The organism is Methanothermobacter thermautotrophicus (assembly GCF_014889545.1).
Taxonomy (GTDB): domain Archaea; phylum Methanobacteriota; class Methanobacteria; order Methanobacteriales; family Methanothermobacteraceae; genus Methanothermobacter; species Methanothermobacter thermautotrophicus_A.
Genome location: NZ_QKOF01000005.1, coordinates 334217 through 343349 on the forward strand (window position 1 = coordinate 334217; position 9133 = coordinate 343349).

General features: G+C 51.4%; 9 protein-coding genes. 3 read left to right on the plus strand and 6 right to left on the minus strand.

Annotated elements, in window-relative coordinates:
- The first annotated feature begins 11 nt into the window (after nucleotides 1-11).
- Both thiL and amrS read left to right on the plus strand, forming a co-directional pair.
- Nucleotides 12-995, plus strand: coding sequence for a thiamine-phosphate kinase (thiL, locus tag DNK57_RS04245; protein WP_192961792.1), 984 nt, complete (start codon nucleotides 12-14; stop codon nucleotides 993-995).
- Between the two features lie 10 nt (nucleotides 996-1005).
- On the plus strand, nucleotides 1006-2013 hold the full coding sequence (gene amrS, locus DNK57_RS04250) for an AmmeMemoRadiSam system radical SAM enzyme (RefSeq protein WP_192961793.1): 1008 nt from the start codon (nucleotides 1006-1008) through the stop codon (nucleotides 2011-2013).
- Nucleotides 2014-2083: 70 nt separating this feature from the next.
- Here the strand turns inward: amrS and DNK57_RS04255 are convergent, their stop codons facing one another.
- Complete coding sequence (locus tag DNK57_RS04255) at nucleotides 2084-3355, minus strand: UbiD family decarboxylase (protein ID WP_192961794.1); 1272 nt, start codon at nucleotides 3353-3355, stop codon at nucleotides 2084-2086.
- Nucleotides 3356-3411: 56 nt separating this feature from the next.
- A complete protein-coding gene (purE, locus tag DNK57_RS04260) occupies nucleotides 3412-4416 on the minus strand; it encodes a 5-(carboxyamino)imidazole ribonucleotide mutase (protein ID WP_192961795.1) in 1005 nt (334 codons plus the stop codon).
- Nucleotides 4417-4568: 152 nt separating this feature from the next.
- On the opposite strand from purE, the gene DNK57_RS04265 reads away from it, so the two are divergent.
- Nucleotides 4569-6263: a glycosyltransferase gene (locus DNK57_RS04265; RefSeq protein WP_192961796.1), complete on the plus strand. Its 1695-nt coding sequence runs from the start codon at nucleotides 4569-4571 to the stop codon at nucleotides 6261-6263.
- A 63-nt stretch (nucleotides 6264-6326) separates the two neighbouring features.
- Here DNK57_RS04265 and mmp11 read toward each other — a convergent pair whose 3' ends face one another.
- The 4 genes from mmp11 to DNK57_RS04285 form a co-directional block, all read right to left on the minus strand.
- Nucleotides 6327-7259: a methanogenesis marker protein 11 gene (gene mmp11 / locus DNK57_RS04270; RefSeq protein WP_192961797.1), complete on the minus strand. Its 933-nt coding sequence runs from the start codon at nucleotides 7257-7259 to the stop codon at nucleotides 6327-6329.
- A 16-nt stretch (nucleotides 7260-7275) separates the two neighbouring features.
- Nucleotides 7276-7695, minus strand: coding sequence for a 6,7-dimethyl-8-ribityllumazine synthase (gene ribH / locus DNK57_RS04275; RefSeq protein ID WP_192961798.1), 420 nt, complete (start codon nucleotides 7693-7695; stop codon nucleotides 7276-7278).
- A gap of 98 nt (nucleotides 7696-7793) precedes the next feature.
- Nucleotides 7794-8987, minus strand: coding sequence for a cysteine desulfurase (locus DNK57_RS04280; protein WP_192961799.1), 1194 nt, complete (start codon nucleotides 8985-8987; stop codon nucleotides 7794-7796).
- A 4-nt stretch (nucleotides 8988-8991) separates the two neighbouring features.
- The coding region (locus DNK57_RS04285; protein ID WP_264291554.1) for an isocitrate/isopropylmalate family dehydrogenase at nucleotides 8992-9133 on the minus strand (142 nt) is incomplete at its 5' end.

Here is a 9133-nt window from a genome sequence, read left to right on the forward strand (position 1 = left end):
TTTTTGATAAAATGCATGATAGAATATCCTCCCTTGGGGAAAAAAAACTCATATCAAGGATAATATCCAGATCCAGATCAGTTTTCGGATCATCAAAGCTCATGGGACTGGGGGACGATGCGGCCCTCATAGATGCAGGGGATGATTATCTCGTTTTAACCTCTGACCTCCTACTTGAGACCAGACACTTCCCTGACCCTGGAAGACCACGGGATATGGGCTGGAAGACGGTCACTGTTAACATGAGCGACCTTGCTGCAATGGGATCTAGACCTGAAGGATTCATCCTCTCGGCGGCCCTACCCGACCTTGAACTTGAATTCTTTGACTCCATAATGGATGGCGTGATAGAGGCATGCTGTCACTACCAAGCCCCCCTCATGGGAGGGGACACAAACGAGGCAGATGAAATAATACTCTCAGGTACAGCCATCGGCAGGGCGGCAAAGGACAGGGTACTCATGAAGTCCGGGGCCCGGCCAGGGGACCTGGTGGCTGTCACAGGACCCCTGGGGGTTGGTGCAGCGGGTACAGAACTCATACTCTCTGGTAAAAGTACAGAGGGCTTTGAAGATGCAGTTGAGAGATCCCTCAGACCAGTGGCCCGCATAGAGGATGGAATCATCCTCGCAGAATCCGGCCTGGTTTCATCGGCCACTGACATAACCGATGGCCTGGTAAGTGAACTCGGGGAGCTCATGGATGCAAGCGGGACAGGCATGAGGATATATGAGGAAAGCTTACCCATAGGAGAGGAGGTCCCTGAGATTGCAGCCATCCTTGGCATGGATCCACTTGAACTGGCCCTCTACTATGGCGAGGACTTTGAACTGGTATTCACAGCACACCCCGCCGGGATTGAAGAACTCTCCACCATGATGGATATTCATGTAATCGGTGAGGTCACCGGGGGAGGCAGTATTGAAATGGTTGATAAGGATGGAGCTACATATAAATTACAGGTGAGGGGCTATGAACATCTAAGCCCCGCATAGGGGGTATGCCATGAGGAAGGAAGCCATACTTTATGAAGGGGTCGGTGATAGGCTCAGGTGCCTGGTGTGCAACAGGAGGTGCCTCATACCTGAAGGTGGGAGGGGCTACTGTCTCACCCGTGAAAACAGGGACGGACGGGTATACTCACTCACCTATGGTGAGGTGTCCTCGGCAGCCGTTGACCCCATAGAGAAGAAGCCTCTCTTCCACTTCCATCCAGGAACCCTCGTATATTCACTTGGAAGTGTGGGGTGTAACTTCAGATGCAGGTACTGCCAGAACTGGAGCATATCCCAGGCCAGGATAGACGAATTTCCCACAAGGTACATGTCCCCTGAGGAGGCCGTTGAAAATGCCCTCAATGCCAGCTGCCGGTCCATAGCCTGGACCTACAATGAACCCACAATGTGGCTCGAATACACCATTGACTCAGCAGAACTTGCAAGGGCCGAGGGACTGGCGACGGTCTATGTAACAAATGGTTACATGAGCAGGGAGGCCCTTGACATAATAGGGCCACTCCTGGACGCTGCAAACGTTGACCTAAAGGGGATGTCAGAGAGTTTCTACAGGGAACTCTGCGATGCAAAACCTGAACCAGTACTTGAGAACATAATAAGGATGCATGATATGGGCATCCACCTTGAGGTCACAAACCTCCTGATACCCGGATACAATGACTCGGACGATGATATAATGGCCCTCATAAACTTCATGGTCTCTGAGGTGGGAGTCGAGGTTCCCCTGCACTTCACAAGGTTCTTCCCCCATTACAGAATGCAGGATGTACCACCCACAGGGGCTGATAGGCTTATGAGGGCGAGGGACCTGGCACTTGAGGCTGGAATGAGGTACGTATATGTTGGTAACCTTCCGGGCACCGATGCAGAGAACACCTACTGTTCATCCTGCGGGGAACTGGTTGTAAGGAGGGATGGCTACATCACAGAGACCCCGGGACTGGCTGATGGAAGATGCAGGTTCTGCGGCTCTGAAATGGATATTGTAACTGATTGAACATGGATTCCCTGCTGAACAAATTTCTCAGAGATTAATTTAGAAGAGTAAAAAATGGTTAAGGGCCTGCTTACTCTGACCTGCTGACCCTCTGGAATTTCTCAGCCGAAGCAAGGGGTGCAGTTGCATCGACACCGACCTTGGTGGTGGTGCCATCCGGCAGCGCAGCAGGATCAAGGGACGAACCCCTGGCCCCTGGAACTATGAGGATGTCATCATCGCCCTTAACCCTTGTTGCAATAGCATATTCAATTTCCTCAGGGTCAAGGACGTCTATGTCATCATCCACGACCACGACATGCTTCAGGGAGGGGTGGGCCGCAAGGGCGGCCATTATGACGTTCTTACCATCACCCTCAGTCTGTTTTTTAATGGACACAGCGGCGTGGAGCCAGCAGCACCCACCCTCTGTTAGAACAACGTTCCTGACAGTTGGGACGGTGTTCTTAACGGCCCGGTATATCCGTGGCTCCTGGGGTAGACCCTGGAGGAGGCGGTGCTCAAAGCCGGCCGGTAGAATGGCGTGGTACATCGCATCATCCCTGATGTGCATCCTTTCAAGGGATATGACGGGTTCATCCCTTACAACGTCATAGGTGTCTGTCAGATCAACAAAGGGACCCTCCCTTTCCCTCACACCACAGAGTATACGCCCCTCAAGGATTATCTCTGCAGGGGGGACCTCCATGTCGACTCCCTCACACCTCACAAGTTCCAGTTCACCATCATGGAATGTGTTTGCTACCTCCATCTCATCTGCATCTATGGGTATTGAGGTGGTGGTGGCAAGGAGTGTTGCAGGATCCATACCTATGGCTATGGCTATCTCAAGGTCCTCACCCCTCTCCTCAGCCCTCTGGAGGTAGGTGTAGAGGTGCCTCGGCACTATGCGGACGGCCAGTCTGTCATCACCTATGACCATCATCCTGTGAATTGAGGCGTTCCTCACACCTGTATCAGGGTCCCTGGCGAATATGACCCCTGCGGTTATGTAGGGGCCACCATCCCTCCTGTAGTGTCTGAGGACTGGGAGCTCTGAGAGGTCAGCCCTCCCTGATCTGTAACCATGGAGCCCCATCACCCTCCTGATGGGGGTGGGGTTTTCCATGGCCTCAACTATCCTCTGGGTTATCTCATGGACCCTGCAGTTGAGGGATAGGGCTATCTTCTCCCGGGTATTGCAGAGCCCTGATATGACCGGTATTTTAGATTCTCTGAGGTTTTTTAGTATAACAAGGTCCCTTGGATGCTCCCTCAGTATGCTGGCAGCCTCAAAACTGGTTGATACCTCATCCTCAATTACTATGGCCTCATCGCCGATCTTGTCAAGAAAACGTCTCATTAAATCACCATCAGAATCTAAGTGAATGTCTCTTCTCCGTCTTCCACATCTTAATCCTAGAACTTAACGGAACGGCTCTTTATACTTTTTATCCTGGATTCTATCCTCTCATCGTATATCCCAAGCATTTCAGCAGCAAGTATTGCGGCGTTACCACCGTTACCCACCCCCACCGTCCCAACGGGCACACCAGGGGGCATGTTGATCATTGAGAGGAGTGAGTCCCAGCCGTTCATCTTGAGGGGACATGGGACCCCTATAACGGGCCTGTCGCTCAGGGCAACGACAGCACCTGTCACATGTGCGGAGAGGCCGCTTATTGCTATGAAGAGCTTCACGTTCTCCATCTTCTCAAGGTACCTCTCAAATCTGTCAGGGTACCTTATTGGTGATATGACGTTTAGATCATAGCTTATACCCATCCTTTCAAGGAACATGGTGGTCTTCTTGGCTATCTTCATGTCAGAGTAGCTGCCAGGTATTACGGATACCATTGGCCCATCCTCAGAATCTGATGGGGCCCTATCCTCCATGGGAGGCATTTCAATCTCCAGGGGCGCATAGTAGGACCCCTCTATGCTGGTGAGCACCTGACATTCATCTCTCCGCACGCGTTCATAGAAACCTCTCCTTAGCTCCGCAACCTTTTCCCTTACCCCGGGATCCCCTATCCCTATTATCTGAGCAGCTAGTATTGCGGCGTTTTCTCCCCTGTCAACCCCCACAGTGGCAACAGGGGCCGGGAAGGGCATCTGTGAGCATGCAAAGATGGCGTCGAGTCCTCCAAGTTTAACGTCAACAGGGACCCCTATAACGGGCCTGTGGGTGTTTGCAGATATCATGCCTGGAAGATGGGCTGAAAGCCCTGCTATTCCTATAAATACCTCGACACCCGCCTTTACACCCTCTGATACTATTACCTTCACCTTTTCATGTGTTCTGTGGGCTGAGGCAACCCTGAGGTCATAGGGTATTCTGAGTTCCTCAAGGATTCCCATGGCCTTTTCAGCTATCCTGAAATCAGATGCACTTCCGAGGAGTATCATCACTCTGGGCTTCATCTGTAGATTCACCTTCAACTTTATACAGAAAGATCTATCTGAGGTCATATTTAATAGATGGCTCACCTCATCGCCACGAGCAGCTCTCAGCCACTTAACAATATATAAGTGGATTGTACCATAGAGAGTTACAGAGGATCAGAGGTGTACTGATGTCATGGCTCATTCTAATGGTTGTGTTCTTTCTATGCGCTTTCAGGGCAGTGAAGGACAAAAAGCACACTGTATCAGTGGTTATACCAGCATTCAATGAGGAAAAAACGGTTGGAACTGTAATTGAAGCAGCGAGAAAATCAGATATGGTGGATGAGGTCATAGTTGTGGATGATGGATCCACAGATAACACTGCAGGTGTTGCAGAGGATGCAGGTGCAACTGTTATAAGGCATACAAGCAATCGAGGAAAGGGTGCAGCCCTGAAAACAGGTTTCAAGCATTCCAGGGGCGACATAGTGGTCTTTGTAGACGCTGACCTTGAGAACATGACAACCGAAAAGATTGAAAGGATGATAAAACCCATAATCAATGGGAGGGCTGACCTCACAAAGACCCGATTCAGAAGAAGGGCAGGGAGGGTTACTGAGTTAACAGCCAAACCCCTCCTTAAGTTCTTCTTCCCTGAGATAAAATTTGAACAGCCCCTGAGCGGACAGTTCGCAGCTAAAAGATCAGCCCTTGAGAAGATGAAATTTGAGGAGGACTACGGGGTTGATGTTGGCATAGTACTGGACGCCGATGTCCTGGGCCTCACTGTGAGGGAGGTGGATATCGGGAGCATACACCATGACATGGCAAGCCTGAAGGATCTCAATGTCGTCGCCAACGAGGTTGTGAGGACAATAGTTGACAGGGCCCTTGAGTATGGCAGGATAACCATGATGGATTCCATGGGAAAATCCATAAGGATGTGCATCCTTGGCCTGTCACTCACAACTCTGGGAATATTCAGCATATTCTTCATAAGAGCCATACCTGCAGTTCTGGGTGTTATAATATCTCTTGCAGGATTTATAATGGCGGTCTACTATTTTTTAAGGCTCATCCGGAGATCCATATATGTTTTCAGGCGTTCAGCAGGGAAGCTTCAGACAGTGAGGTCATTCATCTACATGCACTTCCCAATACTCATATCTGCCCTCATACTCATTGCAATGATATCAACCCTCCTGGGGGCTGTGGAGGTGGATGACGGGAAGATATCCATTGAACCAACATCTGGAAACCTCATAATATGGAAGAAGAGCACTGAAAACAGGACATTCGATGTCAGGGGACCATACAGGGTTGATAGCGCCCTTGAAAATGAGAATAATTCAATAAGAATTCCCGAGGAGGCCATAAACACCCTTGACCTCAATTACGGCGACCGCATATTCCTGGCCGGAGAGGCCTATACACTTAACAGGACACGGGAAGGTGAAACCAACATAATGAGGGTGCCATCCGGGGCAAGGAACGCCCTGGGGCTCAAGGTGGGTGATGTCATCCAGGATGGTAACCTCCGCAAGATATTCAGCAAGGTCTATGCAGTGAGAAATATCTCCAGCTCAAATCTGACGGTCTACAATGGCATCATAATCCAGGAGGATGATTCGGCCGGAGCAGAGGTACGGATCTATGTGGATGATCGGATGGTTGCACGCACCACCGGGGCTATGGAGAATGGCACATACACGGTTTTCCTTAATGGTGTTTCTGCGGGAAGAATAATATTCAGGGGCGAGGACACCGAGCAGAGGATTTACTGGGGAGGTCATGTAATAAAAATTGAGGTCCAGAGTGGTGCTATGGATGATATGCGCTTTGCTAAATCCTCTGAGGGAAGGTTCCTGAACCTGTGGCTCTGAATTCATAGGGAAACAGGGTTCCTAAGGAGTACTGGGCCACCATAAACAGCGAAATTTATTCAATTAGTAGTAGACCCTGGCGGCCTCCTCAGGATCATCGTAGAGTCCAAGGGCTGCGAGGGCCCCTATCTTGCCCTGGGAACCAGTGATCTCAATTAGCTCCACACCAGCTTCCCTGGCTACTCTTTCGGCTTCCTCCAACTCCATGAGGGTCCTCTTGGATCTTGCCGCATAGTCCCTTAGTTTTCCAGGCACCACTATACCCTTCATTACAGCCATGGCTGTCTTATCTGAGAGGGTGTTCTCCCTCAGGAGGTCCCTTACCAGTGCCACCAGTTCATCTGCTTCACCAGGTTTAACTGCAAATGCAAGGGCAACCGACACACAGTTCTGTGTCTTGTGGGGGTTGTGTGGGTAGAGCTGTACCGTGACGTGGTCAAGGTACTCAAAACCCCTCGTCCTGGCCTCCAGCCCTATGTTGTTTGCAAGGGTCCAGGTGGCCCCGCTCTCAGGTGTGTCTGTGTCATCTATCCCTATAACGACCTTCTCAAGGCGGGGGGTTATGACAGCGGCCCGGCCCGGCTTTGAACCACCCCCCAACTCGTAGAGTTCGATCCTCTTAACACCCTCAGCCATGCCACGGCACATGGCGGCACCGACACCTGCACCTGCAAGGCCTGCATGCACAACACGGACCTCATCGCCCTCAACCGCCACCTCCTCTATCCCGGCGGCGTTAAGACTAGCCTGGAGCTCAATGGGTGCCTTACCTGTACGTGCAAGGTAACTGTGTCTGTTACCGTCCCTCCGGGCCCTCTCTATAAGCCTGCTGGACCTCTGGTACTGATATATCATCCACTCTGACCCTGAAACGCAGGGGTGGTACTCCAGGATCTCAACCAGGTCCCCATCAACCACTGTGAGGACCTTCCGGTAGGGTGAGATCCAGGGGTCCTGGAACCTCTCCTTAAGGTCAGATGGCCTGAGTATCTCCATGGAAGATCTCCAGAAACTATATATCCTCTTTAAGTCTTCTGTGCATTTTAACAGCCGCCTCGACAGCCCTCTTGGCGTAGTCAACACGCTGGTGGGCCTCAAGCCTTGTCATTCCTGGTCCTGATATTCCAAGGGCCACGGGTTTGTCATAATCAAGGGCCAGGTCGGCTATCTTACGTGAAGCGTGCTGCACAACTATCTGGTCATGATCGGTGGCCCCCTCGATGACCGCCCCAAGGGTTATCACGGCATCTATATCATCCTCAAGGAGGAGTTTCTTCACTGCCAGTGGCATGTCAAACACGCCGGGTACAGCAATCACCCTGGTTATCTCAGCATCAAGGAATCTGGCATGTTCCTTTGCAAGTTCCAGCATCATGTGGGTTATGTCATAGTTAAACTCAGCTACAACAGCCCCTATCCTGACTTTTTTCATCCAATACCTCCATTTAGAGTACAAGTGCACCTGCAATGGTACTCAGAACCATTATTATCACTATCAGCAATGCTATTGCCTGTGCCTTATTCATTGAATCACCCCATCCCTGCTATTTCCTGGAGGGTCTCTCCGAGGAGTTCAATTTCCTCTGATGTGTTGTAGTAGTGTATGGATGCCCTGACGGTGCCGCCGGTTTCATGGAGCGCCAGGTGCTTCATTGCAGGTATAGCGCAGTGGTGACCACTTCTAACACAGATCCCGGCGGTTTCATCAAGAATCTTTGCAACGTCATGGGGGTCCATGTTATTTATGTTGAAGGAGAGGATACCATAAATATTTTGGGGGTCACCATAGCATTCAACAGCATCGATGGCTGAAAGGGTACTGTGGAGCTCCTCTGTCATCTTCATTCCATGTCTATGGATCCTCCTGATTCCTATCCTCTCCATGTAATCTATTGAGGCGCCAAGGCCAATTAACCCTGCTATGTTTAGGGTGCCGGCCTCAAATTTCGCAGGGAAATCCTCGAGTACATATCCGTCCTCTGAGACATCCAGCACCGTGCCTCCCCCCAGCATCTGTGGCTCAACTTCTTCCTGAACCTCCCTGCTGCAGTAGAGGAATCCCGTGCCAACCGGTCCCAGGGTCCCCTTGTGTCCCGGGAATGCTGCGAAGTCAGCACCAATGGCCCTGACATCAACCTCCATGTGACCTATGGACTGGGCGGCATCAACCAGGTAGAGGGCTCCAGCCTCATGGGCCACCCTGCCTATCTCCTCCACATCCTGCACCGTACCGAGGGCATTGGAGATGTGGGTCACGGTGACGAGCCTCGTGGTATCATCAACAGCGTCCTCTATTCTGCCGGGGTCCACCACGCCCCCTTCATCTGCCCTCACCACCCTCACATCAACTCCCCTCTCACGGAGCCTCAGCCATGGCAGGAAGTTGGAGTGGTGTTCGATGTTTGGCACAACAACTGAGTCCCCCTTCCTGAACCTGAGGCCCCCCGCCACGATGTTGATGGCCTCAGAGGTGTTCTTGGTGAATACTATCTCATCACTGGAGGCGTTGATGAATCCAGCAACCTTCTCCCGGGCCTCCTGGAGTTTCCTGGTGGCCCTTAGCACCAGGGAGTAGGCGCCCCTCCCGGTGTTGGCATTGTATTCCTCAAAGTATTCTGTCATGACCCTGACAACAGGGAGTGGTGTGGGGGTTGTGCTTGCAGCGTCAAGGTAGACATGGTCCTTTAGGAGGGGCATGTCCCTCCTGACGTCCTCTGTACGCATTATATCACTCCTCCAGGCGCATTGCTATCTCTTCAGCCATCTCCATGGTGCCAAGCTTCCCACCGAGGTCCGGCGTCACAAGACCCTCCTCCAGGGTTTTTTTGAGGGCGTTTTCTATTTTTTGAGCTTCCTGTTTTTTGTTGAGG